Origin of the sequence: Methylobacterium platani, from assembly GCF_001653715.1 — a bacterium.
GTDB lineage: Bacteria > Pseudomonadota > Alphaproteobacteria > Rhizobiales > Beijerinckiaceae > Methylobacterium > Methylobacterium platani.
Map to the genome: position 1 here is coordinate 13,549 of NZ_LWHQ01000090.1, position 25,875 is coordinate 39,423.

General features: G+C 73.0%; 27 protein-coding genes. 22 read left to right on the forward strand and 5 right to left on the reverse strand.

Annotated features, from left to right (window positions below; all coding sequences use genetic code 11):
- Window positions 1-3 precede the first annotated feature (3 nt).
- Complete coding sequence (locus A5481_RS30505) at window positions 4-951, forward strand: ABC transporter substrate-binding protein (RefSeq protein WP_048434887.1); 948 nt, start codon at window positions 4-6, stop codon at window positions 949-951.
- 22 nt (window positions 952-973) lie between these two features.
- Here the strand turns inward: A5481_RS30505 and A5481_RS30510 are convergent, their stop codons facing one another.
- Window positions 974-2,221, reverse strand: a complete 1,248-nt coding sequence (locus tag A5481_RS30510; RefSeq protein WP_048434886.1) for an Hsp70 family protein — start codon at window positions 2,219-2,221, stop codon at window positions 974-976.
- A 168-nt stretch (window positions 2,222-2,389) separates the two neighbouring features.
- Between A5481_RS30510 and A5481_RS30515 the strand changes: the two genes are divergently transcribed.
- The 12 genes from A5481_RS30515 (at window position 2,390) to A5481_RS33035 (ending at window position 13,851) form a co-directional block, all read left to right on the forward strand.
- Entirely contained in the window at window positions 2,390-2,593 is a 204-nt protein-coding gene (locus A5481_RS30515) for a CsbD family protein (protein ID WP_048434885.1), read from the forward strand.
- Between the two features lie 113 nt (window positions 2,594-2,706).
- Window positions 2,707-3,078, forward strand: coding sequence for a CsbD family protein (locus tag A5481_RS30520; RefSeq protein ID WP_048434884.1), 372 nt, complete (start codon window positions 2,707-2,709; stop codon window positions 3,076-3,078).
- Window positions 3,079-3,326: 248 nt separating this feature from the next.
- Entirely contained in the window at window positions 3,327-4,100 is a 774-nt protein-coding gene (locus A5481_RS30525; RefSeq protein ID WP_053082416.1) for a NepR family anti-sigma factor, read from the forward strand.
- A gap of 876 nt (window positions 4,101-4,976) precedes the next feature.
- Window positions 4,977-5,768, forward strand: coding sequence for a Crp/Fnr family transcriptional regulator (locus A5481_RS30530; RefSeq protein ID WP_048434883.1), 792 nt, complete (start codon window positions 4,977-4,979; stop codon window positions 5,766-5,768).
- 137 nt (window positions 5,769-5,905) lie between these two features.
- Window positions 5,906-6,646, forward strand: coding sequence for a response regulator (locus A5481_RS30535; RefSeq protein WP_048434882.1), 741 nt, complete (start codon window positions 5,906-5,908; stop codon window positions 6,644-6,646).
- Window positions 6,643-8,094, forward strand: a complete 1,452-nt coding sequence (locus tag A5481_RS30540) for a sensor histidine kinase (protein WP_245238921.1) — start codon at window positions 6,643-6,645, stop codon at window positions 8,092-8,094. Before A5481_RS30535 ends, A5481_RS30540 begins: the two co-directional genes overlap by 4 nt.
- A gap of 125 nt (window positions 8,095-8,219) precedes the next feature.
- Window positions 8,220-8,480, forward strand: coding sequence for a GCG_CRPN prefix-to-repeats domain-containing protein (locus A5481_RS30545; RefSeq protein WP_048434881.1), 261 nt, complete (start codon window positions 8,220-8,222; stop codon window positions 8,478-8,480).
- Window positions 8,481-8,673: 193 nt separating this feature from the next.
- Entirely contained in the window at window positions 8,674-9,231 is a 558-nt protein-coding gene (locus tag A5481_RS30550; RefSeq protein ID WP_048434880.1) for a 2,4'-dihydroxyacetophenone dioxygenase family protein, read from the forward strand.
- A 167-nt stretch (window positions 9,232-9,398) separates the two neighbouring features.
- Window positions 9,399-9,725, forward strand: a complete 327-nt coding sequence (locus A5481_RS30555) for a hypothetical protein (RefSeq protein WP_048434879.1) — start codon at window positions 9,399-9,401, stop codon at window positions 9,723-9,725.
- Window positions 9,722-10,447: an SDR family NAD(P)-dependent oxidoreductase gene (locus A5481_RS30560; RefSeq protein WP_048434878.1), complete on the forward strand. Its 726-nt coding sequence runs from the start codon at window positions 9,722-9,724 to the stop codon at window positions 10,445-10,447. Before A5481_RS30555 ends, A5481_RS30560 begins: the two co-directional genes overlap by 4 nt.
- A gap of 29 nt (window positions 10,448-10,476) precedes the next feature.
- Window positions 10,477-11,298, forward strand: coding sequence for an IclR family transcriptional regulator (locus A5481_RS30565; RefSeq protein WP_048434877.1), 822 nt, complete (start codon window positions 10,477-10,479; stop codon window positions 11,296-11,298).
- A gap of 120 nt (window positions 11,299-11,418) precedes the next feature.
- Entirely contained in the window at window positions 11,419-13,851 is a 2,433-nt protein-coding gene (locus tag A5481_RS33035) for a PAS domain-containing protein (RefSeq protein ID WP_245238919.1), read from the forward strand.
- Window positions 13,852-14,319: 468 nt separating this feature from the next.
- Here A5481_RS33035 and A5481_RS30575 read toward each other — a convergent pair whose 3' ends face one another.
- On the reverse strand, window positions 14,320-15,489 hold the full coding sequence (locus A5481_RS30575; protein ID WP_048434876.1) for a polysaccharide biosynthesis/export family protein: 1,170 nt from the start codon (window positions 15,487-15,489) through the stop codon (window positions 14,320-14,322).
- 229 nt (window positions 15,490-15,718) lie between these two features.
- Here A5481_RS30575 and A5481_RS30580 point away from each other — a divergent pair, with 229 nt between their 5' ends.
- Entirely contained in the window at window positions 15,719-16,996 is a 1,278-nt protein-coding gene (locus A5481_RS30580; RefSeq protein WP_048434875.1) for a lipase family protein, read from the forward strand.
- A 26-nt stretch (window positions 16,997-17,022) separates the two neighbouring features.
- Window positions 17,023-17,826 carry a Cof-type HAD-IIB family hydrolase gene (locus tag A5481_RS30585; protein ID WP_048434899.1) on the forward strand — a complete coding sequence of 268 codons (804 nt, stop codon included), beginning with the start codon at window positions 17,023-17,025 and terminating at the stop codon, window positions 17,824-17,826.
- A gap of 6 nt (window positions 17,827-17,832) precedes the next feature.
- Here A5481_RS30585 and A5481_RS30590 read toward each other — a convergent pair whose 3' ends face one another.
- Window positions 17,833-18,414, reverse strand: coding sequence for a tyrosine phosphatase family protein (locus tag A5481_RS30590; RefSeq protein ID WP_048434874.1), 582 nt, complete (start codon window positions 18,412-18,414; stop codon window positions 17,833-17,835).
- Window positions 18,415-18,611: 197 nt separating this feature from the next.
- On the opposite strand from A5481_RS30590, the gene A5481_RS30595 reads away from it, so the two are divergent.
- A complete protein-coding gene (locus tag A5481_RS30595; protein ID WP_048434873.1) occupies window positions 18,612-19,697 on the forward strand; it encodes a TRAP transporter substrate-binding protein in 1,086 nt (361 codons plus the stop codon).
- A gap of 45 nt (window positions 19,698-19,742) precedes the next feature.
- Here A5481_RS30595 and A5481_RS30600 read toward each other — a convergent pair whose 3' ends face one another.
- On the reverse strand, window positions 19,743-19,934 hold the full coding sequence (locus tag A5481_RS30600; RefSeq protein ID WP_048429329.1) for a hypothetical protein: 192 nt from the start codon (window positions 19,932-19,934) through the stop codon (window positions 19,743-19,745).
- Between the two features lie 376 nt (window positions 19,935-20,310).
- On the opposite strand from A5481_RS30600, the gene A5481_RS30605 reads away from it, so the two are divergent.
- The 5 genes from A5481_RS30605 to A5481_RS30625 all read left to right on the forward strand — a co-directional run bounded on the left by A5481_RS30605 (window position 20,311) and on the right by A5481_RS30625 (window position 24,702).
- Window positions 20,311-21,699, forward strand: a complete 1,389-nt coding sequence (locus A5481_RS30605; RefSeq protein WP_048434872.1) for a deoxyribodipyrimidine photo-lyase — start codon at window positions 20,311-20,313, stop codon at window positions 21,697-21,699.
- A gap of 67 nt (window positions 21,700-21,766) precedes the next feature.
- On the forward strand, window positions 21,767-22,483 hold the full coding sequence (trmD, locus tag A5481_RS30610; RefSeq protein WP_064504493.1) for a tRNA (guanosine(37)-N1)-methyltransferase TrmD: 717 nt from the start codon (window positions 21,767-21,769) through the stop codon (window positions 22,481-22,483).
- 197 nt (window positions 22,484-22,680) lie between these two features.
- A complete protein-coding gene (locus A5481_RS30615; RefSeq protein WP_064504494.1) occupies window positions 22,681-23,475 on the forward strand; it encodes a Crp/Fnr family transcriptional regulator in 795 nt (264 codons plus the stop codon).
- Window positions 23,462-23,743, forward strand: a complete 282-nt coding sequence (locus A5481_RS30620) for a hypothetical protein (RefSeq protein WP_064504495.1) — start codon at window positions 23,462-23,464, stop codon at window positions 23,741-23,743. Before A5481_RS30615 ends, A5481_RS30620 begins: the two co-directional genes overlap by 14 nt.
- Window positions 23,744-23,901: 158 nt before the next feature.
- Complete coding sequence (locus A5481_RS30625; RefSeq protein WP_048434704.1) at window positions 23,902-24,702, forward strand: ABC transporter substrate-binding protein; 801 nt, start codon at window positions 23,902-23,904, stop codon at window positions 24,700-24,702.
- Between the two features lie 16 nt (window positions 24,703-24,718).
- On the opposite strand, the gene A5481_RS30630 is transcribed toward A5481_RS30625, so the two are convergent.
- Window positions 24,719-25,423: an ABC transporter permease gene (locus A5481_RS30630; RefSeq protein WP_048434701.1), complete on the reverse strand. Its 705-nt coding sequence runs from the start codon at window positions 25,421-25,423 to the stop codon at window positions 24,719-24,721.
- A gap of 142 nt (window positions 25,424-25,565) precedes the next feature.
- On the opposite strand from A5481_RS30630, the gene A5481_RS30635 reads away from it, so the two are divergent.
- Window positions 25,566-25,781: a hypothetical protein gene (locus A5481_RS30635; protein WP_048434700.1), complete on the forward strand. Its 216-nt coding sequence runs from the start codon at window positions 25,566-25,568 to the stop codon at window positions 25,779-25,781.
- Window positions 25,782-25,875: the final 94 nt, after the last annotated feature.

Consider the following 25,875-nt stretch of genomic DNA (forward strand, 5'->3'; position numbering starts at 1 on the left):
GGCATGCGCCTGATCCTCGGCCTCCTCGCCCTCGCCCTCTCCGCCCTGCCCGCCCACGCCGAGACCGTCCTGCGGGTCGGCGACCAGAAGGGCGGCTCGCGCGCCCTGATGGAGGCGGCGGGCGTCCTCGACGGGCTGCCCTACCGGCTCGAATGGCGCGAGTTCCCGGCCGCCGCGCCGCTGCTCGAGGCGCTCAATGCCGGGGCGATCGACTCCGGCATCGCCGGCGATGCGCCCTTCACCTTCGCGGCCGCCGCCGGCGCGCCGATCAAGGCGATCTTCGCGATCCGCCAGGACCAGGCCGGCCTCGCCCTGCTGGTGCGGCCGGATTCGCCGGTGAAGACCTTCGCCGACCTCAAGGGACGGCGCGTCGCGACCGGGCGCGGCTCGATCGGCCACATGCTCGTCCTGGCGCAAGCCGAGCGCGCCGGCTGGGGCGCGGGCGACGTCGCGCTGTCGTTCCTGCTGCCGGCCGACGCCCAGATGGCGCTGACCTCCGGCGCCATCGACGCCTGGGCGACCTGGGAGCCCTACACCTCGCAACTCGAGACCTCGGGCCGCGCCCGGGTCGTCGCCGACGGGCGCGGGCTGACCCCGGGCCTCAGCTTCCAGATCGCCCGCGACGACGCCATCGCGGGCAAGCGCCCGGCGCTGGAGGATTTCGTGCGGCGGCTCGCCCGGGCCCGGGTCTGGGGCACGGCGCATCCGGAGGCCTTCGCCCGGCGCTGGTCGGCGCTGATCGGCCTGCCGGAGGCGGTACCGCTCGCCTGGTTCCGCCGGGCCGACATCCGCCCGGCGCCGATCGACGAGCGCGTGATCGCCGACGAGCAGCGCGTCGCCGACCTCTACCACCGGGGCGGGCTGATCCCGCGCCGGCTCGACGCGGCGGGCGTGTTCGACACCTCGTTCAACGAGGCCGCCCGCGCAGGCGTCGCGGCGGCGACGCAGTGAGCCCTCGGCCGTAACGCCGAAGCTACCCGTAGCGTCTGGCGGCCTCGACCGTCAGCCCGAGGCCGACCGAGCCGAAGGTGTCGCCCTCGACCACCCGGGCCTCCGGGGCCGCCGCCAGGATGGCGGCGCGGACCGGGGCGAGGCGGGTCGAGCCGCCGGTGAGGAACAGGGCGTCGATCCCGCCCGGCGCCACCCCGGCCTCGCGCAGGCAGCGCGCGATGCAGGCGCCGATGCGCCGGGCGAGATCGGCCGTGTGCCGGGCGAGCTCGGGGCGGCCGATCTCGGCCGTCAGGCCGGGCTCGACCCAGCCCAGCGGCAGGCCGATCCGGTCGACCTCCGAGAGGGCGATCTTGGCGTCCTCGACCTCCATCGCCAGGGTGTGGCCGCGCTCGGCCTCGATCACCGCGGCGAGGCGGTCGATCAGGTCGGGGCGCGCCACGTCGCGGCGCAGCGAGCGCAGCTCGCGCAGCGTCCTGCCGTCGTAGAGCCGGTTGATCTGCGACCAGGTGGCGAGGTCGTGGTAGTAGGACGAGGGCACGTCGAGGCCGGGGCGGCGCATCGGGCTGCCCAGCCCGAGGAGCGGCATCACCTCGCCGACGCTGAGCGTGCGGTCGAAATCGGTGCCGCCGATCCGCACGCCGTCATTGGCCAGGATGTCGCCGGCGCGCTCCACCGCCCGGTGGCGCTCGGGGCTCAGGCGCACCACCGAGAAGTCGGAGGTGCCGCCGCCGATATCGGCGATCAGCGCCACCTCCTCGCGGGCGAGCCCGCGCTCGTAGTCGAGCGCCGCGGCGATCGGCTCGTACTGGAACGACACGTCCCGGAACCCGACCTCGCGGGCGATGCCGGCGAGCGCCTCCTCGGCCCGGCGGTCGCCGTCGGGGTCGCCGTCGACGAAGTGGACCGGCCGGCCGTGCACCACCCGGGTCAGCGCGTCGCCCGTCTGCTCTTCAGCCCGCGCCTTCACGGCACCGAGGTAGCGGGCGATGACCGCCCGGAACGACAGCCGCCGGCGCCCGACCGGCGTGGTCTCGTCGAGGAGGGAGGAGCCGAGCACCGATTTGAGGCTGCGCATCAGCCGTCCCGGATGGCCCTCGACGTAGGCCGTCATCGCCGCCCGGCCGATCGCCTCGTCGCCGGCGGGCGGGAAGAAGATCGCGCTCGGGATCGTGACCGCCTCGCCCTCCAGCCGCGCGAGCGCAAGGCCCCCGGCTCCCGTGAGCCCGAGGGTGGTGTTCGAGGTGCCGAAATCGAGGCCGCAGGCCGCCATGCCGAATCTCTGCCGGTGCCGGAGGGAGGGGCGCGCGACCTAGCGGGTTCCGCCGCCACGGTCCAGCCCGGGGCCGGCCCGATCCTCTGTCGCAGCGGAACAATGTGCCGTCTCGGCGGTTCGTCAGACCTGAGCAGTCGCTGAACTGCACGAACCGAGGAGCTTCCCATGAGCAGCACCACCGACAAGATCAAGGGTCTCGCCAACGAGGCGGTCGGCAACATCAAGCAGGGCGTCGGCAGCGCCACCGGCAACGACAAGCTGCAGGCCGAGGGCAAGGCCCAGGAGCTGAAGGGCGAGGCCCAGAAGACCGCCGGCGACGTCAAGGACGGCGTCAAGAACGCCGCCGACACGGTGAAGAGCAAGCTCTGATCCGGGCGCGGGCCGGCCTCGCGCCGGCCCGACCGAGCGAACGATCGGGCCGGTCCCCTCGCACCCCGTGCGGGAGGCCGGCCTTTTCTTTGCGGGAACGGAGAAAGACCAGCATGAACAGGGACCAGATCGAAGGCGGCCTGCGCAACATCAAGGGCCGCGGCCAGACCGCGCTCGGCGCCGTGTCGGGCCGCGTCCGGCCGCAGGCGGAGGGCGCGCTGAACCAGGTGATCGGCGGCGCCCAGTACGCCTATGGCCGCGGCCGGCGCGTCGCCGAGGAACTGACGCATGACGGCGCCGCCCTCGCCGACGAGGTCGAGCGGCGCGGGCGCCACGCCTATGCGCGCGGCCGCGACGCCTACGGCGAGGCGCGCCACCGCGGCCGCGCCGCCCTGCGCCACGCCGAAACCCATCCGACCGAGACGCTGCTCGCCGTCGCCGGCCTCGCCTTCGCCGCCGGCTGGCTGCTGAAGGGCCGCCGCTAAGGTACTGTCCGGCGAAGCGGATGCCGGTTCGTCGAAGGAGCATGCGGCACGGCCGACGACCTGGAGCGGCGCCCGATCGCGACGCGACCGGGCGGGGCGCCGGAGACCGGGACCCGTGCCGTCGCGGCAACGCGGCGGCACGGACGGCCGTCCTCTGCCGCAATGCAGCGGACGAGGGCGGCTTCGCCCTCGCCTCCGGGATGCTTATGGTCTAGCTTGGCGCGATCCCCGCGCCAGCCGAAGACCCGATGACCCAGAGCACGCCCCCCGGTCCGCCCGAGACCGCCCATGCCCTGACGGCCGATCCCGCCGCGAAGACCGCCCCCGCCCTGCCCGTCTCGGTGCAGGAGCATCTCGGCGAGCGGCTGCGCGCCCATTACGCCGCGGTCGAGGAGGAGCCGGCCCCCGCCGCCTTCGCGGATCTGCTGACGCGGCTGGAACAGGCGCTCGCCATCATGGGCGCGCCGAAGCAGGACCGGTTCCGCGAGGACCTGCTCGCGGCGGCGCCGGCGCTTCGCCGCTTCGCCCTGACCCTGACCGCCAACCCGGTCCGCGCCGACGACCTAGTGCAGGACACGATGCTGAAGGCCTGGCAGAACCGCGACCGGTTCGAGGCCGGGACCAATCTCAGCGCCTGGCTGTTCACGATCATGCGCAACGCCTTCTACTCGGAGCACCGCAAGCGCGCCCGCGAGGTCGAGGACGGCGAGGGCACGTACTCGGCCCGGCTGACCTCCGCCCCCAACCAGGGCGACCGCCTCGACGTGCAGGACCTGCAGGCGGCGCTGAACAAGCTGGTCGCCGAGCAGCGCGAGGCCCTGATGCTGGTCGCCGTCGGCGACCTCTCCTACGAGGACGCGGCCGCGCTGATGCAGTGCAAGGTCGGCACGGTGAAGAGCCGGGTCTGCCGCGCCCGCGACAAGCTCGCCGAGCTCCTCGGATATAGCGGCGGCGAGCTCGGGGCCGACCGCCTGACCCGCTCGGTGATGGGGCATTCCGGCACGATGGCCCTCGACGGCTGATCCCGTCTCCGGAAGATCCCCTGCCCGGACGGGATCACCAGCCCGCGCGGTGAAGCCGGTTTCCGCATCGCGAAGCGATCAGCCGGAAACCGTGTGACGCCGCGCCGGATCGTCGCGCCGTGCGAGTAGGACTTTTGCGGCATCCCCGGTGGACGGTGCGGCTCTCTCGGTGACGTCCCCGGGCGCGCAGCTCTTCGAGGGTATCTGCCTCGGAGGGATGATGGGACGGATAGCGTGTTTCGTCTTTTGATTTGGGGATCGATCGGCGTTACATATTGAAAAGCGTCGATCGACGATAGGAATATATTAAGATATACTTGCGTCGCCATGCCGCTCGGAGACGGGGCGGGTCGCGCAGCGCTGCGACCTTTTCCGGCGCATGGCGGATCGCCTCGGTTGCGCCCAGCCGGCGAGGCGTCGCGCGATCGCTGCGATCATGTCTCGCCCGGTCTCGGGGTGGACGGTCCTCGGCCGACGTCGCGTCACCCCTCGCCGTGCCGCCCCGGCGCGGATCGTCGGTGCGCGAAGCGTGCCGAAAAGGCGAACAGGAACGACGGAACTCGATGCCGCCGCGTTAATATAATACACGACTCCTGCGAAAGCTTGATCGACTACATAGTGGGGCATAGTATGCGGAGTGCGTCCAGATCATGCATTCGGCTAATGGAGATAGGCCGGATTCAAGCGTGAAACGTTCGATACAGGACAGACACGAGACTGTGTGGTCGTTAGATCAAGCGTCGGCTCGCTCCGGTGACGGGACGCGCGGCGCGCGAGGGCCACCCCATTCCCCGCGACCGTCGCCTTCACCGGAGCGGACGCCCCATCCCGGCCGGGCCCGCACCGGCGCGCCGACGACTTCCGGAGACGACGACCTTGAATGCGCCGGACGAGCCGCGATCCCCGGAAGGCGGGCTCTTCGAGGGCAACCTCCTGCTCGAAGCCCTCGACACGAACGACCGCGCCCTGCTGGCGCCGTATCTCGAACGCGGGCACCGCGCGCGGGGCACGGTCCTGTTCCGCGCCGGCGAGGACGTCTCGCACGTCACCTTCCCGCTGAACCAGACCACCGTGACCCTGGTCTCGCGCATGCGCGACGGGCGCATGGTCGAGACCGCGACGGTCGGGCACGAGGGTGCGGTGGGCGGGGTCGTGAGCAACGGCTACCTGCCGGCCTTCAGCGAGGCGGTGGTGCAGGTGTCGGGCTCGGTGCTGCGCCTCGACGCCGAGCGGCTGACCCGGGCGAGGGCCGCCTCCCCGTCCCTGCGCGACCTGTTCGTGCGCTACGCCGACTGCCTGCTCGCCCAGGTGCTGCAATCGGTGGCCTGCAACGCCGTCCACCCGATCGAGGAACGCTGCCTGCGCTGGCTCCTGACCTTCCAGGATCGTCTCGGCACGCCGGTTCTGCCGGTGACGCAGGAGATGCTGGCCGAGATGCTCGGCGTGCGCCGCACCTACCTCACCGGCGTGCTCGGCGCGCTGCAGCGCCGGGGCCTGATCTCGGTGCGCCGGGGCCAGATCACCATCCTGGACCGTGCCGTCGCCGAGCAATCCGCCTGCGAATGCTACGGCAAGGTCCGGCACCATTTCCGCACCGTGCTGGGGGCGGTCTACGCCGAGAGCGGCGCCATCGTGGCGGTCGACCCGACGCGGCGGCACGACGACTGACCGGGCCATCCGCCGGGCGCCGGGTTCGCGCCCGGGGATGCCTCCGCCGCGCGACGGCCTCCGACGCGGTGTAACGTTTTGTAACCCCAGCGCCTTTCCGGTTGTCGCGAGGGGGCCCGGCCGTATCCTCGAACGTCATGAAGGACGATCCGACCATCGCCCTCGTCGAGGACGATCCCGAGATCCGCGCCCTGCTCGCAGGGTACCTCGAGAGCGAGGGATTCCGTGTCCGCTGCCTCGACGGCGGTGCCGGGCTCGACCGTCTGCTCGCGCAAGGGAGGCGGCCGGACCTCGTCGTGCTCGACTGGATGCTGCCCGGCGAGGACGGGCTGTCGATCTGCCGGCGCCTGCGCGAGGCCGGCGGCCCGCCGGTCATCATGCTGACCGCCAAGGACGAGGACATCGACCGGGTGCTCGGCCTGGAGATGGGCGCCGACGACTACGTCGCGAAGCCCTTCAACCCGCGCGTGCTGCTCGCCCGGATCCGCGCGGTGCTGCGCCGGGCCGGCGGGGCGCCCCCCGGCCCGGCCGCCGCGGCGGAGCGCCTGCGCGTCGCCGACCTCGTCATCGACCTCGCCGCCCGCACGGTCCGGACCGGCGAGGCGGCGGTGGAGGTGCCGCTCACCAGCGCCGAGTACGACCTGCTCCACTGCTTCGTCACCCGCCCGCAGCGGGTGCTCTCCCGCGACCAGCTCCTCGACTGGACCCGGGGCCGCACCGCCGACGCCTTCGACCGCACCATCGACGTGCAGGTGAGCCGCCTGCGCCACCGCCTCGACGGCGCCGGCAGCATGGCCGCCGCCCTCATCAAGACCGTCCGCAACGCCGGCTACATCCTGGCGGCGCCGGTGACGCCGCTCACGGCGGAGGCCCCGTGACGGCGCGCGGTCTCCGGGGCCGGGTCGGCCTTCGGGGCAGAGCCGGTCGTCCGGGCCGGGTCGGCCTCCCCGGCCGGGTCGGCCTGCTCGGGCGGATCATGCTGATCCTGCTCGGTGCCCTCTCGGCCCTGGTGCTGGCCACGGTCGCCCTCGACCACTGGCAGCGCCGGGAGGTCCGTCATCTCTATCCGACGCCCTACCCGCGCATCGACCAGGCCGCCGGCATCGTCGCGCTGCTGCACGAGGCGCCGCCGGCGCAGCGCGCCGCGATCCTGCGGGCGGTCAGCGGCCAGTCCCTGCGGGCCGAGATCCGCCGGGACGCTCCGCCGGAGGGGCCGACCCTGCTGCACGAGCCCGGGATCGAGGCGCGCCTGCGCCGCCTGGCGGGGCTGCCCGAGGAGGCGGAGCTCAAGGCCTATACCGATCGGTCGATGCTGTATCGCGGGATCGATCCCGCGAGGGCGGCGGAGGATTCGCCCGGCCGGCTGCCCCTCGGCCGGCTCGCCCGCGCCACCTACCGCCTGCCGGACGGGCGCGTCGTCGTGATCGACGCGCTCGAGCGGCCGCGCGGCCTCGCGCTGTTCCTGTTCGGCCAGCCGCTCAGCCTCTGGGTCGCCGGGCTCGGCGTGCTGGTCGCCGGCTTGGCGCTCCTGGGCGCCCGCAACGAGATCGCCCCCCTGCGCCGGCTCACCGCGGCGGTGGCGCGCTTCGACGGGCGCACGCCCGAGCCGGTGCCCTCGGGCGGCGGCGCACCGGAGATCCGCCGCCTCGCCGCGGCGGTGCGGGCGATGCAGGAGCGCATCGCCGGGCTCCTCTCCGAGCGCTCGCTCCTGATCGGGGCGATCTCGCACGATCTCAAGACGTACCTGACGCGGCTGCGCCTGCGCGCCGAGGGCGTCGCCGATCCAACCCTGAGCGCCCGGATCATCGCCGATCTCGACGCGATGACCGACCTGATCGAGACCTCGCTCACCTTCGCCCGCGGCACGTCGGTGGAGGCGCGGCGGTCCGGCGTCGACCTCGCCGACCTCGTCGCCGCGGAGGTGGCCGAGCAGGCGGCGCTCGGCGCCGCGATCGGCTTCTCGGGGGAGGACGTGGCGGATGCGGTCGTCGCCGGTGACGCCGTGGCGCTCCGCCGGGTGATCGCCAACCTGATCCAGAACGCCGTCACCTACGGCCGCGCGGCGGTGGCCGTCCGGGTCGAGCGGGTCGGCGCGACCTGCCGGGTGGTGGTCGACGACGACGGGCCGGGTATCCCGGAGGGCGAGCGCGACGCCGTCTTCAGCCCGTTCTACCGCGTCGAGCGCTCGCGCAGCCGGCGCACCGGCGGCACGGGGCTCGGCCTCGCCATCGCCCGCCAGATCGTCGAGGCGCATGGCGGCGCCCTCTCGGCCGCCGCGGCGGATCTCGGCGGCGCCCGGCTGGTGGTCGAGCTGCCGGCGGCGTGAGGCCGTTACCGATCGTTACACATCCGCCGCCTGCCGTCATATCCGGGACGAGGGCGCGGGCGAACCTCCTTCCCGTCGCGCGGCCGGCCTTCCCGGCCCGACCGCATCAGGGAGATGGTTCATCCATGCCGAAGATCCTCGCCTCCGCCGCCCTCCTCCTCGCCGGGCTGGCGGGCCCGGCCTCCGCCCTTCCCCTGGTCCAGGACGCGATCGCCACCGGGGGCGCGCCGATCATCCAGGTCTATGGCGGCTGCGGGCCCTACGGGCATCGCGGCCCCTACGGGGGGTGCCGGACCGGCGGCCAGTGGGGCGGCTATGTCCGCGGCCGCTCCTGCCCGGCGGGCTTTCATATCGGCCCCTACGGCCGCCGCTGCTGGCCGAACTGACCTCGCCGCACCGACGAATGCGAGCCCCGCCGCCCCGGCGACGGGGCTCGGCCCGCTGCGACGCTGCCAGGCAGCGGAACTCGGCCCGCTGCAACGCTGCCATGCGGCGGCCACGGTTTGACTTGCCCGATGCTCTCCTGGATCATCCATATTACGGACAAAAAGTCCACGATATGGACATTGGGAGGAAATCATGAGCGCCAGCCCACCGGACGGCGATCCCGCCGCCGGGCTCGACGCCGGGACCCTGCGGCGGATGCCCTACCAGAATCCGCAGCCGGCCGAGATCCGGCCCGACCTGGTGGTGGCGCCGGCGATCCCCGAGGACGACCGGATCTGGGTGCCGCAGGCCGACAGCGTGTGGTTCCGGCCGCTCTGCCTGAACGTTTCGGCCGGCTACTGGATGAACCTCCTCAAGGTGCGCAAGGCCGGCATCCTCAGCCGCCACCGCCATCCCGGTCCCGTCCACGCCTTCGTGCTCAAGGGCAGCTGGCGCTACCTCGAGCACGACTGGGTCGCGAGCGAGGGCGCCTACGCCTTCGAGCCGCCGGGCGAGACCCATACCCTGGTCGTCGACGAGGGCGTCGAGGAGATGATCACCTACTTCCAGGTCAACGGCTGCATGTACTACGTCGACCCGTGGGGCCGGCATACCGGCTACGAGGACGTCTTCACCAAGGTCGACATGTGCCGGGCGCACTATGAATCCGTCGGCCTGGGCGCGGATTACGTCGACCGGTTCATCCGGTAGCGACCACGGCGCCCGCCGCGTCGTCCCGGGTTTCCGGTTCCGGCGAGGTCCGGGACGACGCGGCGAGGCGTGGGCGGGCTCGCGCACCCGACCCGCCTGGAGCGGCCGGACACCGCGCACGGCCCCGGCACGTCTCAACGAACACCAATCGGGAGGACCGGAACGCGATGTCGTCCGGCACGTCTTCGTCCGCCACCAAGTCGTCTTTCGCCAAGTCGTCATTCCCCAAGTCGGCTTCAGTCAAGTCGCCGCGCCTGCGCCGCATCCAGTGGATCGCCGTCGGCTTCCTGACGGCGGCGGGCATCATCAACTACTTCGCCGGCTCGTTCGCGCCGGTGATCACCGGCTACATCGTCCAGGGCACCGGATCCTCCGTCAACGCGCTGCTGGCCGCCGCCGCGGTCGCGGTGCTGGCGGCGGTCGCCTACATCGTCCTGGTGCGCAAGCCCGTCGAGGGCGGCGAGACCCTGATTCCGACGGAGCGCACGGCATGACCTTCACCCCCACCCTGCTCGCCGGCCGCACCGCCCTGGTCACGGGGGGCACCTCCGGCATCGGCGCGAGCATCGCCGAGGCGCTGGCCGGCCTCGGCGCCCGGGTGCTCGCCGCCGGCATCGGGGCCGCCGCCTGCCCGGTCCCGGACGGCCTACCCCTCACCGCGCACGAGCTCGACGTCACCGACGGCGACGCGGTCGCCGCGCTCGTCGCCGCCTGCGACCGGCTCGACATCGTCGTCAATTGCGCCGGCATCATCCGCCGGGGCGACGAGCACCGGCCGGAGGTGTTCGCCGAGGTGCTGGCGGTCAACCTCACCGGCACGATGCGGGTCTGCGCCGCGGCGCGGCCGCGGCTGGCCGAGACCGGCGGCACGATCGTCAACACCGCCTCGATGCTGTCCTTCTTCGGCGGCGGCCTGGTGCCGGCCTACAGCGCCAGCAAGGGCGGGGTGGCGCAGCTGACGAAGTCGCTCGCCATCGCGTACGCCCCCGATCGCATCCGCGTGAACGCGGTGGCGCCGGGCTGGATCGCGACGCCGCTCACGCAGGCGCTGCAGGACGACCCCGCCCGGGCCGGGCCGATCCTGGCGCGCACGCCGCTCGGGCGCTGGGGTACGCCCGCGGACGTCGCCGCGGCGGTGACCTTCCTGGTGAGCCCGGCTGCCGCCTTCATGACCGGGGTGGTGCTGCCGGTCGACGGCGGCTACCTCGTCGCCTGAGGTCGCACGCTGGAAGGATCGCCCGCCGCATGGCCCCAGAGGAGTCCGAACCCGCCGCCGCGTCCGAGCCCGGGGCCGGCCCGCGCCCGGAGGTCCCCGGTACCGCCGCCTTCGGCAAGTTCATGCGGGTGCTGCAGGCGGCGGCGGACGCGCCCGGCGAGGCGAGCGTCGCCCGGCTGGCGAAGGCGACGGCCCTGCCGCGGCCGACGGTGCACCGGATCGTGGCGGCGCTCCTGGCCGAGGGCCTGCTGACCGACGAGGACGGGGCGCTCTGCCTCGGCCCGCGCCTCGTCAGCCTGGCGTTCCGGTCCTGGGACGGCTCGCTGCTGCGCCAGGCGGCGCGCGAGCCCCTGCTCGCCCTGCGCGACGCCCTCGACGAGACCGTGCACCTCGCGGTGCCGGATGCCGGCGAGATGGTCTATCTCGACAAGCTCGAGAGCCACCGCACCGTGCGGATGGCCTCGCGCATCGGCACCCGGGTGGCGCTGAACACGAGCGCGGTGGGCAAGGCCTGGCTCGCGACGCTGCCCGAGGCGGACCTCGCCCCGCTCCTCGCCCGGCTCGCGCTGCCGGCGCGCACGCCCCACAGCCTCACCGATCCGGACGCCCTGCGGCGCGAGATCGCCCGGACGCGGGCGCACGGCCACTCCCTCGACCGGCAGGAGAACGAGCTCGACATCTGCTGCTACGGCATGGCGCTTCGCGGTGCCGGCGGCCGGGTGCTCGGCTGCATCAGCGTCAGCCTGCCGCGCTACCGCTTCGAGGCCCTGCCGCCCGGGACGGTCCTGCGGGCGATGGCGGCCTGCGCCGAAGCGGTCGCCCGGGTCGCGGGCGCCCCCCGTCCGGACTGACGCCCGCGCGGATCGCCGCAGTGCAAACAGGGTCGTGCGCGACACGGTCACGCTATGGTAGGGCCGGGTCCCGGTGCTAAGAGAGCGCCGCCGGAGGTCGCGAGTGAGGGCGACGGACCAGTGACTGATCGCCGCGAAACAGACCGCATCGATGCCGAGATCGGGCGCCTCGCCCCGAGCCACGACCCGTTCGCCGCCGCCGTGCGGGCGACGCGGATGCCGATGCTGATCACCGACCCGAGCCAGCCCGACAACCCGATCATCTTCGCCAACGCCGCCTTCACCAAGCTGACCGGCTACACCCGCGGCGAGGTCCTGGGGCGGAATTGCCGCTTCCTGCAGGGGCCGGACACCGATCGTGCCGACGTGGCGAAGATCCGCGACGCGATCGGGCGGCGCGAGGCGATCGAGATCGAGCTCCTCAACCACAAGAAGAACGGCGAGCGGTTCTGGAACCGGCTGCTGATCTCGCCGGTCTTCGACGAGGACGGCGCGCTCACCTACTTCTTCGCCTCGCAGTTCGACGTCACGCTGGAGCGCGAGCACCTGCGCAACCTCGGCGAGGCGTTGCGCCGGCGCGAGCAGATGCTCGACGCCCTGGTGCGCTCGTCCTCCGAGGTGCGCTACCGGATCAGCGCCGACTGGAGCCGGCTGTACCAGCTCTCCGGCGGCGACTTCCTGACCGACACGACGTCGGCCTCGACCGACTGGATCGACGGCTACATCCCGCCCGAGGACCGCCCGGCGCTGCGGGCGGAGATCGAGCGCGCCATCCGCACCAAGACCTCCTACAGCCTCGATCACCGGGTCCACCGCGCCGACGGGTCGATCGGCTGGGCCTCGTCCCGCGCCGTCCCGGTGCTCGACGAGGAGGGCCGGATCACCGAGTGGTACGGCGCCGCCACGGACATCACCGAGCGCAAGGCCGCCGAGGCCGCCTCGCGCGACCTCACCGTCTCGCTCGGCCGGCAGGTCGCCGACCGCACGGCGGAGCTGCGGCTCTACGGCGACATCATCCAGTCGAGCGCCGCGCCGATCTGCGCCTTCGACACCGCCTATCGGCTGATCGCCTTCAACCAGGCCCACAGCGACGAGTTCTACCGGATCTTCGGGCACCGGGTGCAGATCGGCGAGGTCTTCCCCGACCTGTTCCCGCCGGACCAGGCGCCGGTGATGCGCGGCTTCATGGCCCGGGCGCTCACCGGCGAAGCCTATACGGTGACGGAGGAATTCGGCGACCCCGACCTCGCCAAGCCGGCCTGGGAGGTCTCCTACTCCCCCTTGCGCGACGGCGAGGGCCGGGTGATCGGCGCGTTCCACTTCGCCAAGGACATCTCCGACCGGCTGCGGGCCGAATCCGAGCTGGCCTCGACCCAGGAGGCGCTGCGCCAGTCGCAGAAGATGGAGGCGGTGGGCCAGCTCACCGGGGGCCTCGCCCACGACTTCAACAACCTGCTCGCCGGCATCTCGGGCTCGCTCGAACTGATGCAGACCCGGCTCGCGCAAGGCCGCTTCAAGGACGTCGAGCGCTACATGGCGGCGGCGCAGGGCGCGGCCAAGCGCGCCGCGGCGCTGACCCACCGGCTCCTCGCCTTCTCGCGCCGCCAGACGCTCGATCCGCAGCCGACCGACGTCAACCGGCTGGTCGAGGGCATGCAGGAGCTGATCCAGCGCACCGTCGGGCCGGGCATCGCCCTCGAGGTGGTCGGCGCCCCGGATGCCTGGCCGGCGCTCGTCGATCCGTCGCAGCTCGAGAACGCATTGCTCAACCTCTGCATCAACGCCCGCGACGCGATGCCCGACGGCGGCGGCATCACGGTCGAGACCGCCAACCGGTCGATCGACGCGCGGGCCGCGCGCCGGCACGACATGCCCGAGGGCGAGTACCTGCGCCTGCGCGTCACCGATACCGGCACCGGCATGGCGCCGGAGGTGATCGCCCGGGTGTTCGAGCCGTTCTTCACGACGAAGCCGATCGGCGAGGGCACGGGGCTGGGCCTGTCGATGATCTACGGCTTCGCCCAGCAATCCGGCGGCCAAGTGCGCGTCGCCTCGACCGTCGGCGAGGGCACGACGGTGAGCCTTTACCTGCCGCGCCACGACGGCGCGGTGCCGCGGGAGAACGGGGCCGGCGGGGCCCTGGAGCTGCCGCGCTCGGACGAGGGCGCGACGGTGCTGGTGGTCGACGACGAGCCGACCGTGCGGATGCTCGTCACCGACATCCTGGACGATCTCGGCTACACGGCGATCGAGGCCGGCGACAGCGCGGCGGGCCTGCGCGTGCTGCAATCGGACGTCCGCATCGACCTGCTGGTGACCGATATCGGCCTGCCCGGCGGCATGAACGGCCGCCAGATGGCGGATGCCGCGCGGGAGACCCGGCCCGACCTCAAGGTGCTGCTGATCACCGGCTACGCCGAGACCGACATCCTCGGCAGCGGCAAGCTCGGCCCCGGCATGGCGGTGCTGACCAAGCCCTTCGCCATCGAGACGATGGCCGCCCGCATCCGCTCGATCATCGAGGCGGGCCGGGAGCGCGAGCGGCTCGGCTAAGAGCCGCGCCGGATCGCGCTGCCCCACGAGCCACGACCGTGCGACCGCATCTCGACCGTGGAGGCTGGCGATCGTCGGAAGGCTCCCCCTCTCCCGGACGACTGCAACGAAGTGGAGGGAGATCCGGGATCCAGCGGGAGACGTGCCGCGCAGCGGCTCCGAATGCTGCACCGGTGCAGACACACGGACGCTTCGCGGCTTTCAATGCTGGATCCCGGATCTCCTCCCGCTGACGCTTCAGTCGTCCGGGAGAGGGATCGGAATGCTCGGTGATGCGTCCCGGTCCGGCAAAGGCCGGCTCGTCCGAGATCCTGAGGCGAGGGTCCGCGCCGCGCGGCGGGGCGCCCGAAGCCGGACGAGAGCAAGGCCCGGGCCGGCCTGCCGTGTCGCGGCGATCGGCCGATGCTCGAGCCTCGCTCGTCCCGCAGGGTCGACGACGAAGCGGGTCCCGCTTCGTCGGACGACGGTCTAGCGCACGCCGGCGTAGACCGAGGCGCCGGCCGAGACCGGCGCGGTGATGGTCGAGAACACGCCGAGCACCTTCTGGACCTCGGTGAAGGGGGCGTTCGAGACGTAGACGAGGTCGCGGTTGCGCATCCGGAAGGCCTGGGAAACGAACAGGCTGTTGGGGTCGCGCATGTTGATCCGGTAGACCACCGGCACGAAGTTCGACGACAGCAGCGGGCTGTTCGGGCGGATCCGGCGCACCACCGAGGCCGGCTCGAACCGGAACAGGAATACGCCGGCCGGATCGGCCTGCACGTCGGACAGGCCGCGGGCCTTGGCGAGCGCCTGGGCGAGCGTGATGCCCTCGGCGGCGAACGGGATCTCGGATTGCGCCCCGAGCGCGCCGACGGCCAGGAAGGTCTGGGGGTCGCGCACCAGGGTCAGGGTGTCGCCGGGGCGCAGGAAGATGTTCTCGCGCGGGTTGGAGACGATCGCGGTGAGCGGCACCGTCGCGGTGGTCGCGCCGCGCGACAGCCGCACGAAGGTCTCGGAGACCGGGGCGCGCACGCCGCCCGCCCCCGCGACGACGTCGAGCAGCCGGTCGCCCTTGGTCGAGAGCGGCACGCGGGCGCCCGCCGTCACCTCGCCGGTCACCGTCACGGCGGTGCTGGTCGGCTGGACGACGGTGACGATCACCTGCGGCTCGATCGCCTTGCCGGCGAGCTCCTGCTCGATCTGCGCCTGCACGTCCTGGACGCGCTTGCCCGCCACCTGGATGCGGCCGGCATACGGCACGGTGATCGACCCGTCGCGGGTGACGACCTGGGGCGGGATGGTGGCGGATTTCGAGCCGGAGGAGAACCGGTCGACCGACAGGGAGCCGGAGAACAGGCCGCCGGTGCTGGCCTCGTAGATCGTGACCGCCACGGTGTCGCCGACGCCGATGACCGGCTCGACCGAGGGGCGGCGGTCGCCGAAGGAGGCGAGCAGGCTGTCGAGGGGGCGGCCGCGCAGGGCCTCGACCACGGCGGAATTGACGTCGACGATCTCGTAGCGGGCGAGCAGGCCCTGGTCGGTCGCCACGTCGGCGCCCGTCTCCACCGCGCTGGCCGAGGGGCCGGACGCCGGCAGGAAACTGGAGCAGCCCGAGACCGCGAGCGCGGCGCAGAGGGCGATCGGGAATGCGCGCATCGGGGAGATTGCTCGTCCTTCGCTTGAGAGTGGTCCCTAGCCGACTCGGTGGCCCCTGTCCGTGGCCCCCGTGTCACAGTGCGGTCGGGAGCCCTCCCCCGGCGTCGCCTTCCCCGCTAGACACAGGGACGAGGACGAGGGGCCGTCCGTCATCGCCGTGCCGACCAAGCACGACAGTGGTTACGAAATCGCGGCCTCAGGATGGCACGGCACGGATGACAGGGCAGAGATGACCACACAGATCGGCTTCACGCCGCCCGACTTCCCCGCCGCGGATCCTGCCGCGCCGGCGCCCGGGCCGGTGCGGCGGCGCCACGTCGTCTACCTGCCGGGCTACGATCCGGAGGCGGGCAAGCGCTACCGGGCGCTGTTCGCCCGCGAGTTCACCCGCTACGCCAAGCGCTTCGCTCTCGGCACGCGCAGCATCACCCGGGCCGAGACCCGGCCCGACGGCCTGGTCCAGACCTGGACCGTCGAGGCCGGCCGCGGCGAGGCCGAGACCCGCACCACCTACCAGGTGCTCCTGTGGGACGACGTCGTGCGGGCGGATTTCCGCCGGCCGCTGATCGCCTCGATGGCACTGCTCACCGCCGGCATGCTGCACAGCCTGGCGACCGGCAAGCTGTTCCGGCTCTACGGCCTGAACTGGAAGTACGGCAACGTCATCCTCTATCCCTTCGGCATGGTGCTGATCCTCGGGGCGCTCGCGGCGTTCCTCGGCACCGGCGTCGCTCATCTGCTGGCCGGGTGGCTGCCGGGATTCGCCGCGGGCCTCGTCGGGGCGCTCGCCGGCATCGGGCTCGTGCTCGCCGCGACGCCGCTCCTCGACCGCATCTTCCTGCGCCAGCTCATCAACGACTGGGTGTTCAACTGGCAGCACAGCAACGGCTGGCGGCGGGACTACGAGGACCGCCTGGCGCTGTTTGCCGACCACGTCGCCGGGATCGTCCGGGCCGGCGAGGTCGACGAGGTGATGATCGTCGGCCATTCCTCCGGCGGGCTCACCGCCGCCGAGGTCGCCGCGCGGGTGCTGGAGAAGGCCCTGCCCGCCGCCCCGCGCCTGTCGCTCCTCACCCTCGGGGCCGGGCTGCCCCTCGTCACCATCAACCCGCGGGCGCGCCGGGTGCGGGCCGACGTGATGCGGCTCGTCGGCAGCGACCGGCTGGTCTGGGCCGACTACCAGGCGCCGCAGGACTGGATGAACTTCCCGGGCTTCAACCCCGCCCGCGACCTCGGCGAGACCCCCGCGGGCCCGGTCCGCAACCCGGCGATCCGCTCGACGAAGTTCCGCGAGATCATCGACCCGGCCGTCTACCGCCGGATCTCGTTCCGGCCGTTCCGGATGCATTTCCAGTTCCTGATGGCCAACGACCTGCCGGGCGAATTCGACTTCTTCGCCCTGACGCTCGGGCCGCAGGCCCTTGGCGAGCGGGTGCTGGCGCCCGAGATCGTCCCGCTGCGGCCCGAGACGCCGCCCGAGCCGGTGCCGGTTCACAGGGAGATCTGAGCATGAGATCCGAGGAGCCCGCCGCGATGCCCATCTCCCTCGTCGTCACCGACGTCGACGGCACCCTCGTCACCGGCGACAAGCAGCTGACGCCGCGGGCGATCCGCGCCGTCGCCGCCCTGCGCGAGCGCGGCATCGCCTTCACGGTGGCGTCGAGCCGCCCGCCGATCGGCCTGCGCCCGCTGGTCGGGCCGCTCGGGCTCGACCTGCCGATGGGCGCCTTCAACGGCTCGACGGTGGTGCGGCCCGACCTCTCGCTGATCGACGAGACCCTGATCCCGGAGGACGCCGCCCGGAATGCGGCGTCCCGGTTCGCCGCGGAGGGGATCGACCTCTGGGTCTTCGCCGAGGGCGCGTGGCTGGTGACCGACCCGGACGGTCCCTACACCGATCTCGAGCGCCGCACCCTCCAGGCCGAGCCCCGGGTGGTGGACGACCTCGCGCCCCACCTCGCCCGCGCGGCGAAGCTCGTCGGCGTCTCCCGCGACCACGCCCGCCTCGCCGCCCTGGAGCCGCGCCTGGCGGACGAGATCGGCGACGGCGCGGCCGTGCACCGCTCGCAGGTCTACTATCTCGACGTCACCCCGCCCCACATCGACAAGGGCCACTTCGTGGCGCGCATCGCCGGGGAACGCGGCATCCCCCTCGCCGCGGTGGCGGTGCTCGGCGACATGGCGAACGACACCGCGATGTTTTCCCGTGCCGGCCTGTCGATCGCGATGGGCAACGCGAGCGACGCGGTGAAGCGGGCGGCGACCCGGGTCACGGGGTCGAACGAGGCGGACGGGTTCGCCGAGGCGATCGAGCGCTACGTGCTCGCCGGGGGGTGACCCCCGCTACCCCGCCAAGGCCGCGTCGACCTCCCGCCCGCGCCCGAGGCCCCGCATCAGCTCGACGAGGTTCGGGCGCACCCGCAGCTGCTCGGCATGCAGGCGACGCACCGCCTCGGTCAGGCGGCCGTCGTAGTGCAGGGCGTCGTCCGCGAAGGCGATCATGCGGGCGTTGGGCCAGGCCTTCTCGCGCAGGGAATGGACCTTGCCGACGACCGATTCGGCGTCGAGGTCCGGATGGGCCTGGCCGAGCAGCATCGTCATCGCGGCGGTCGAGCGCGAGATGCCGGCATGGCAGTGGATCAGCAGGTGCGTCTTGCGCCGCGCGGTCTCGGCGGCGAGCTCCTCGCCGAAGCGCAGGATCGCCTCGACGTCCCGGCGCTCGGGCAGGACCTGGCCGTCCGTCGGCTCGATGATGTCGTGGAAGCGCAGGGTGGTGCGGTGATGCGCGTCGTAGGCGCCGAAGGCCTCCGGCTCGGGCCAGGCCGGGTCGAGGATCGACAGGACGTGGGTGACGCCGCGGGTCGAGTGGTGGCCCAGCTCCTCGAGGCCGCAGACCGTGTGCAGGGAGATCGGTTCGGGCTTCACGCGGGTCGGGCTCCGGCGGGACGGCGGTGCGCCGGCACGGCGCCCCGCCGGGACGTAGCATAGGCGTAACCCGCGCACGAGGGGGTTGCCCAGGGGCAGGCCCGCGCCCGCCGGGTGCGCTTTGTCCGCAAGCGCGCTACCTCTGGCGGCGACACGGTACGCACGTTCCTCCGATGGCAAAGGCTGATGAGCAGAGCATGAAGCGTCGCGACATCCTGACGGCCGGCCTCGGCCTGGCCGGAAGCACCGCCCTGGCGGCGCCGGCCGTGGCGCAGGGCGCGCCCGAGCTGCGCTGGCGCCTGCAATCGGCGTTCCCGCGCAACCTCGACGCGCTCTACGGCGCCGCCGAGCTGTTCTCCCGCCTCGTCGCCGAGGCGACCGACAACCGCTTCCAGATCGAGGTCGCGGCGGCGCCCGCCGGCGAATCGGCCGCCCTCCTCGACTCGGTCGGGGCCGGCACGCTGGAGATGGCCTATTCCGCGGCGTATTACGAGGTCGGCCGCGACCCGACCTTCGCGCTCGCCACCGCGATCCCGTTCGGCCTCAACGCGCGCCAGCAGAACGCCTGGATGTACCAGGGCGGGGCGCTCGACCTGTTCAACGAGATCTTTGCCAAGAGCAGGCTCTACGCCCTGCCCGGCGGCAATACCGGCACCCAGATGGGCGGCTGGTTCCGGCGCGAGGTGAAGACGACCGCCGACCTCCAGGGCCTGCGCTTCCGCATCGCCGGCCTCGGCGCCCAGGTCCTCGCCAAGCTCGGCGTCGCCACTCAGACGATGCCGGGCGCCGACCTCTACGCCGCGCTCGAGGGCAAGACCCTCGACGCCGCCGAGTGGATCGGCCCCTACGACGACGAGAAGCTGGGCCTCAACAAGGTGGCGCCGTTCTACTACTATCCGGGCTTCTGGGAGGGCGGCTCGATGCTGCACTTCTGGTTCAATGCCCAGAAATGGGCCGAGCTGCCGAAGGCCTACCGGGCGATCGCGCAGGCCGCGGCGGCGAGCGTCAACGGCGACCTGCAGGCGAAGTACGATGCCCGCAACCCGGCGGCCCTGCGGCGCCTCGTCGGCGGCGGGGCGCAGCTGCGCCCCTTCCCGCAGGAGGTGATGGAGGCGGCGCTGAAGGCGTCGAACGACCTCTACGCCGAGCTCGGCGCCAAGAACCCGGACTTCAAGCGCGTCTACGACGTGCTGAAGGCGTTCCGGAACGAGGAATACCTCTGGTTCCAGGTCGCGGAATACACCTACGACAACTTCATGATCCGGGCACGCGCCCGGGGCTGACGCCGCCCGGGGCGCGGTCTGCGCCGGGCGGCGCGCCGGGGCCGCCTACTCGGCGGCCTCCTCGCCCGGCAGGGTGCCCCGCCCCTCCTCGCGCATCAGCGCCCGCACCACGCTCGGCACCGCCTCGAGGGCGCCGGCCAGGGTCTCGTCGGCCACGAACAGGCTCTTGATCTCCGGGCTGGTGATGCAGACGAGGCCCTCGCCGCTCTCCTCGACCCGCAGGGTGAACTGACGCATCGCTCGACCGCTCCCTCACGCTCGGCTCCCATCGCCCGCGATGCACGAGACGGGCCAGCGCCGTGTGGCAACGCGGAGCGCGGCCATAAGCTCCACCGGGCGCAAGGGTATGCTGGCCCGAGAGGCTTAGCGAAGCGTGAAGGCAAGAAAAAAGGCCGCCCTTGCGGGCGGCCCGAAGTCTAGGGAGGAAACGCCCAAGAAGGGCAACGGGATCGCGACGCCATCGCGGTCCCGCACTGCAACAAGATAGGAGTGCGGTGCCGGAACGCAAGGCGCGATTGTCGGCATCGTTGCCGCTTTTGCGGGCAGCGGCGCCGCGCCGCGCTCGACCGGAGCCCGCCACGGCCTAGGTTCGAGGACCTGACGGGGGTGCGGGATGGCGATTCAGGCGGGGCGGATCCGGGTTCTGAAGGACGTGGAGCCGCGCGACGGCGCCTACGTGCTCTACCTGATGCAGCAGGGCATGCGCAGCCGCGACAACCCGGCGCTCGAATACGCCGTGGAGGAGGCCAACCGCCTCGGGCTCCCGGTCGTGGCGGGGTTCGGCCTGCTCGACAGCGGCGCCCATTTCCCCGAGGCCAATGCCCGGCACTACGCCTTCCTGCTCCAGGGGCTGGCCGACGCCAAGGCGGGCCTCGAGCGCCGCGGCATCGCCTTCGTGCTGCATCGCGCCACGCCCGCGAAGGCGGCGCTGAAGCTCGGGCGCAAGGCCGCGATGCTGGTCCTCGACCGCGGCTACCTGACGATCCAGAAGAGCTGGTACGCCGAGATCGACAAGGGGTTCGACGGCCGGCTGGTCCAGGTCGAGGGCGACGTGGTGGTGCCGGTCGACGTCGCCTCGGGCAAGCACGAATTCGCCGCCCGCACCCTGCGGCCGAAGCTGCACAGGACCTGGGAGCCCTACCTCGCCCCCCTGCGGGCCCGGACGGTCAAGCACCCGGCCGACGACCTCGGCCTCGAGAGCGACCTCGACGTCTCCGATCCCGACGGGGCGCTCGCCGCGATGACGCTCGACCGCAAGGTCGCGCCGGTCAAGCGCTTCCGCGGCGGCGAGGTCGAGGCCTATCGCCGGCTGGAGGCCTATCTCGCCGGGCCCTTCGCCGAGTACGGCACCGTGCGCAACCGGCCCGAGGCCGGGGCCGCCTCGCACCTGAGCCCCTACCTGCATTTCGGACAGATCTCGCCGGTCGCCGCCGCCCTCAAGGTGCAGGCCGCGAAGACCGGCGGCCCGGAGGACCGGGCGGCGTTCCTGGAGGAGCTGATCGTCCGGCGCGAGCTGGCGATGAACCACGTGAACTTCAATCCGGGCTACGACCGCTACGAGACCGCCCTGCCCGACTGGTCGCGCAAGGCGCTGGCCGAGCACGCCGACGATCCGCGCCCGCACCTCTACGACGAGGGGGCGCTGGCGGACGGCCGCACGCACGACGAGTACTGGAACGCCGCGATGCGCGAGATGCGCGAGACCGGCTACATGCACAACCACCTGCGCATGTACTGGGGCAAGAAGATCCTCGAATGGTCGCCCTCCCCGGAAGAGGCGTTCGCGGTCGCCCTGCGCCTCAACAACCGCTACTTCCTCGACGGGCGCGACGCGAACTCGTTCACCAACGTCGCCTGGCTGTTCGGCCTGCACGACCGGCCCTGGGGCCGGCGCAAGGTGTTCGGCACCGTGCGCTATCTCGGGCAGAACACGCTCAAGAAGTTCGACGCAAAGGCGTACCTGGCGGCGGTGGACGCGCTGTGCCGGGCGGAGGAGGAGTGAGCGGCCGGACCTCTTCCGGGCGGCCGCCCCGGTTGACCGCCCCGCCCCGCCGGGGCCATCAACCCGCATGACCTCCCCCGCCCCTCAGGCGCCCTGGCGCGCCACGGTCCTGACCCTCTACCCCGAGATGTTCCCCGGCCATCTCGGCCTGTCGCTCGCCGGCGACGCGCTGGCGCGGGGCGCCTGGAGCCTGGAGGCGCGCAACATCCGCGAGCACGGCCTCGGCCGCCACCGGACGGTGGACGACACCCCGGCCGGCGGCGGGGCCGGGATGGTGCTGCGCTGCGACGTGCTCGCGGCGGCGATCGACGCCGCCGCCGGTCCCGGGGATCCCCGCCCGCGCCTGCTGATGAGCCCGCGCGGCCGGCCGCTCACGCAGGGGCGGGTCCGGGCGCTGGCGGAGGGGCCGGGGGTGATCGTCGTCTGCGGACGGTTCGAGGGCGTCGACGAGCGGGTGATCGCCGGGCGCGGCCTCGAGGAGGTGTCGATCGGCGACTACGTGCTGTCGGGCGGCGAGCCCGCGGCCCTGGTGGTGCTCGATGCCTGCGTGCGCCTCCTGCCCGGCACGATGGGCAAGCACGCCTCCGGGGTCGAGGAGAGCTTCGAGGGCGGCGCCCTCGAATACCCGCACTACACCCGGCCGCGGGACTGGGAGGGGCGAGAGATCCCGGACGTGCTCACCGGCGGCAACCACGCAGCCATCGCCCGCTGGCGGGCGGCGGAATCGGCCCGCATCACCCGCGAGCGACGCCCGGACCTCGTGCGGCCGGAGCGACAGGCCTAGGGCAGCGCCCGATCGCGCTGCCGCCGGACACCGCTCGAGGACCCGCGCTCCGGCCGGCGGCGAACTTTGCGTTGGAACACCGGAGGAGTATGCCGGAAAGACAACGCAGGTGAATGTCTGCGGCCGCCGGCCTTCCTACAGCGCTCCGGTCTCCCGGCGTCTTTCGCGCCGCATCATCCGGAACTCCGCCCGCCCCCATGTCCGATTCCGCCCGCTACCTGCTGCACAGGCCCGAGATCCTGGAGGCCCTGCGCCGGGGCGAGGCGGCCCTCGACCGGGTGATGGGCGGCTCGGGGAGGCTCTACCCGGCCGGGCGCCTGCTGGTGGAGCCCGACAGCCCGAACACCACGATCTTCCGCCTGCGCAAGGGCTGGGTCGGCCGCCTGCGCACCCTCGAGGACGGGCGCAGCCAGTTCATCCTGATCTTCCTGCCCGGCGACCTGTTCGCGGTCAAAAGCCTGTTCGTCACCCACAGCCCGGACGCGGTCCAGGCCCTGTCCGAGGTGCTGGTCGAGCAGGTCGACCACCGCACCCTGCGCGAGGCCTACGAGCGCGACCCCGACCTCGCCACCCGGTGCATGTGGCAGGTGATCGAGGAGGAGCGCCGGCTGCACAACTGGGTCGTCGGGCTCGGCCGCGGCAGCGCCGACGAGCGCCTGGCGATGCTGCTGATCGATTTCCGCGGCCGCCTGATCCTCGCCGGCGTGCTGCCGCCCGACGCCCTGGCCTACGACCTGCCGATGACCCAGGAGCAGATCGGCGACCATCTCGGCATCTCGAACGTGCACGTCAACCGCGTGCTGCGGGCGCTGCGCGAGGACGGGGTCGTCACCATGCGGGGGCGCCGGGTGACGATCGGCGACCTCGACGCCCTGGTGCGGATCGCCGCCCCGCTCCTCGACATCTCCGAGCGCGGCCGCCGGGAATTCGTCGGCCCCTCCGAGGCGGCGGCCGGCGCCGAGGAGAAGGGGCGCGACGATGCCGGTCGCTGAGGGCGAAGCGGAACGCGACGGGATGACCCGCGAGCACGCCGCCGCCGGCCAGGCGGCCCTGATGCTGGTCGAGAGCCTGATGCTGGCCCTCATCGAGCGCGGGACGATCCCGGCGGTCGAGCTGATCGACGCGGTGGAGACCGTGATCGAGACCAAGCGCCGGATCGCGGCGGACGGGCACGAGCCGGAGACGGCCCGCCTCGCGGCCGGCATGCTCGCCACCATCGCCAACAGCCTCGCGGCGGCCGGGACCGGCACGCCGGACTGATCGCCGTTGGCGCTTGCCCCTGGCGCCGGAGCCGGGGCGCCCGTATCGCTGAGGGCGGACCCACCGGAGCCCGCCCCTTGATCCCCCTGATCCCGCGCCGCCTCGCCCTCGGTCACCCGCTCGGCCGCTCGGCCGTCCTTCGCTCGGCCGTTCTCGCCCTGCTGGCCCTCCCGCCCGTCCTCGCCCGGCCCGCGGCGGCGCAGGACCGGACGATCACGCTCGCCTCCACCACCTCCACCGAGCAGTCGGGCCTGTTCGGCCACCTGCTGCCGATCTTCCAGCGCGAGACCGGCATCGCGGTCCGCGTCGTCGCGGTCGGCACCGGCCAGGCGCTCGCGATCGGCGCCAAGGGCGATGCCGACGCGCTCCTCGTCCACGACCGGCCCGGCGAGGACAAGTTCGTGGCCGACGGCAACGGCATCGACCGGCGCGACGTGATGGCGAACGACTTCGTGATCGTCGGGCCGGGCGCCGACCCGGCCGGCATCAAGGGCGGGCGCGACGCCACCGAGGCGCTCGCCCGCATCGCCCGCGCCAAGGCGCCCTTCGCCAGCCGCGGCGACGACAGCGGCACCAACCGCACCGAGCTGCGGCTGTGGAAGAAGGCCGGCATCGACGCGCGCGGCATCGGCACGAGCTACCGCGAGCTCGGCCAGGGCATGGGCCCGACCCTGAACGCGGCCGCCGCGATGGACGCCTACACCCTGACCGACCGCGCGACCTGGGCGAGCTTCAAGAACCGCCAGAACCTCGTGATCCTGGTCCAGGGCGATCCGGCCCTGTTCAACCCCTACGGCTCGATCCTGGTGAACCCGGCCAGGTTCCCGCAGATCCATGCCGCCGACGCCAAGGTCTGGCACGAGTGGCTGACCTCCGAGCGCGGCCGGGCGGCGATCGCCTCGTTCACGATCAACGGCGAGCAGCTGTTCTTCCCCACCGGCACGATGCCGAGCCAGTAGCCCCCACGCCGCTGCCTCACCCCTTGGGGAGCGCCGCCACCCGGTTGATGCCGAAGGCGGCGGCGCTCACCACCAGGGTCAGGCTCACCAGAACGAGCCCGAGGCCGAGCGCGAGAGCGAGGTCGCCGCGGCTCGTCTCGAGCGCGATGCTGGTCGTCATGGTGCGGGTGTAGCCGCGGATGTTGCCCCCCACCATCAGGATCGCGCCGACCTCGGCGATCGCCCGCCCGAACGCCGCCAGGAAGGCGGTGACGAGGGGCGCCGGCGCCATCGCGAGCAGGATCAGCGCCGCGTGCCCCGCCCCGACGCCGTCGACCCGCAGGGCGTCGCCGTACTCCGCCCACAGGGCCTCGCAGGTGCGGTGCGAGAGCGCCGCCACGATCGGCAGGGCGAGCGCCCCTTGCGCGATCACCATCGCGCCCGGCGTGAACAGCAGGCCGAGGCTCCCCAGAGGGCCCGAGCGCGAGACCAGCAGGTAGAGGACGAGCCCGACCACCACCGGCGGCAGGCCGAGCAGTGCGTTGACGACGACGAGGAGGGCGCCGCGGCCGGGAAACCGCGTCGCGGCGAGCAGCGCGCCGAGGGGGGCGCCGAAGCCGAAGCCGAGGGCGGCGGCGGTCAGGCTGACGCGCAGCGACAGGCCAACGATGGCGACGAGGTCGGCATCGGCCCGCAGGATCATCGCGACCGCCAGCCCCAGGGCGCGCCCGAACTCGTCCATTCCGCTCCTCCTCGCGCCCCGTCCTATCCGGGCGGGCGCCGCCGTGCCATAGTGCCGGCCGCTCCCCCGGCTTCCGGCGCGCGATCGTCCCGCCACCCGTCTCTCCGTCGCCCGCCCGGCTCCTATGCAGGAGGGCTCCGTCATGGGTCCGCCCGGCGAAACGGCGCTCGAGATGGCCCGGCGCCACGTCGTCGAGGCGGAGATCCGGGTCCTGCGCCAGCGCGCCCTGGTCTCGCGCCTTGATCCGGCCGGCGGGCGGGTGGCCGAGATGGCGCGGCGCCTGCTCGCCGACTTCCAGTCCGACCTCGCGGCGCACCGCGCCCACCTCGCCCGCGTCGCTCCGCCGCCGCAGGGGTGACGCGGGGTCTTGACGGAGGATCTTGGCTGGCGCATCCGGGTCGGCGGGACACCTCTCCCCACCGAGAGGCGCCCATCTGGAAGGATGGACACAG

What these genes read in the sequence shown, in the direction of transcription:
- trmD (WP_064504493.1), top strand. Translation starts at nt 21,767, where the DNA reads ATGACCTCCCCCGCCCCTCAGGCGCCCTGGCGCGCCACGGTCCTGACC.
- A5481_RS30615 (WP_064504494.1), top strand. Translation starts at nt 22,681, where the DNA reads ATGTCCGATTCCGCCCGCTACCTGCTGCACAGGCCCGAGATCCTGGAG.
- A5481_RS30505 (WP_048434887.1), top strand. Translation starts at nt 4, where the DNA reads ATGCGCCTGATCCTCGGCCTCCTCGCCCTCGCCCTCTCCGCCCTGCCC.
- A5481_RS30535 (WP_048434882.1), top strand. Translation starts at nt 5,906, where the DNA reads ATGAAGGACGATCCGACCATCGCCCTCGTCGAGGACGATCCCGAGATC.
- A5481_RS30550 (WP_048434880.1), top strand. Translation starts at nt 8,674, where the DNA reads ATGAGCGCCAGCCCACCGGACGGCGATCCCGCCGCCGGGCTCGACGCC.
- A5481_RS30575 (WP_048434876.1), bottom strand. Translation starts at nt 15,489, where the DNA reads ATGCGCGCATTCCCGATCGCCCTCTGCGCCGCGCTCGCGGTCTCGGGC.
- A5481_RS30560 (WP_048434878.1), top strand. Translation starts at nt 9,722, where the DNA reads ATGACCTTCACCCCCACCCTGCTCGCCGGCCGCACCGCCCTGGTCACG.
- A5481_RS30565 (WP_048434877.1), top strand. Translation starts at nt 10,477, where the DNA reads ATGGCCCCAGAGGAGTCCGAACCCGCCGCCGCGTCCGAGCCCGGGGCC.
- A5481_RS30595 (WP_048434873.1), top strand. Translation starts at nt 18,612, where the DNA reads ATGAAGCGTCGCGACATCCTGACGGCCGGCCTCGGCCTGGCCGGAAGC.
- A5481_RS30510 (WP_048434886.1), bottom strand. Translation starts at nt 2,221, where the DNA reads ATGGCGGCCTGCGGCCTCGATTTCGGCACCTCGAACACCACCCTCGGG.
- A5481_RS30600 (WP_048429329.1), bottom strand. Translation starts at nt 19,934, where the DNA reads ATGCGTCAGTTCACCCTGCGGGTCGAGGAGAGCGGCGAGGGCCTCGTC.
- A5481_RS30520 (WP_048434884.1), top strand. Translation starts at nt 2,707, where the DNA reads ATGAACAGGGACCAGATCGAAGGCGGCCTGCGCAACATCAAGGGCCGC.
- A5481_RS30585 (WP_048434899.1), top strand. Translation starts at nt 17,023, where the DNA reads ATGCCCATCTCCCTCGTCGTCACCGACGTCGACGGCACCCTCGTCACC.
- A5481_RS30555 (WP_048434879.1), top strand. Translation starts at nt 9,399, where the DNA reads ATGTCGTCCGGCACGTCTTCGTCCGCCACCAAGTCGTCTTTCGCCAAG.
- A5481_RS30620 (WP_064504495.1), top strand. Translation starts at nt 23,462, where the DNA reads ATGCCGGTCGCTGAGGGCGAAGCGGAACGCGACGGGATGACCCGCGAG.
- A5481_RS30515 (WP_048434885.1), top strand. Translation starts at nt 2,390, where the DNA reads ATGAGCAGCACCACCGACAAGATCAAGGGTCTCGCCAACGAGGCGGTC.
- A5481_RS30580 (WP_048434875.1), top strand. Translation starts at nt 15,719, where the DNA reads ATGACCACACAGATCGGCTTCACGCCGCCCGACTTCCCCGCCGCGGAT.
- A5481_RS30605 (WP_048434872.1), top strand. Translation starts at nt 20,311, where the DNA reads ATGGCGATTCAGGCGGGGCGGATCCGGGTTCTGAAGGACGTGGAGCCG.
- A5481_RS30525 (WP_053082416.1), top strand. Translation starts at nt 3,327, where the DNA reads ATGACCCAGAGCACGCCCCCCGGTCCGCCCGAGACCGCCCATGCCCTG.
- A5481_RS30635 (WP_048434700.1), top strand. Translation starts at nt 25,566, where the DNA reads ATGGGTCCGCCCGGCGAAACGGCGCTCGAGATGGCCCGGCGCCACGTC.
- A5481_RS30545 (WP_048434881.1), top strand. Translation starts at nt 8,220, where the DNA reads ATGCCGAAGATCCTCGCCTCCGCCGCCCTCCTCCTCGCCGGGCTGGCG.
- A5481_RS30630 (WP_048434701.1), bottom strand. Translation starts at nt 25,423, where the DNA reads ATGGACGAGTTCGGGCGCGCCCTGGGGCTGGCGGTCGCGATGATCCTG.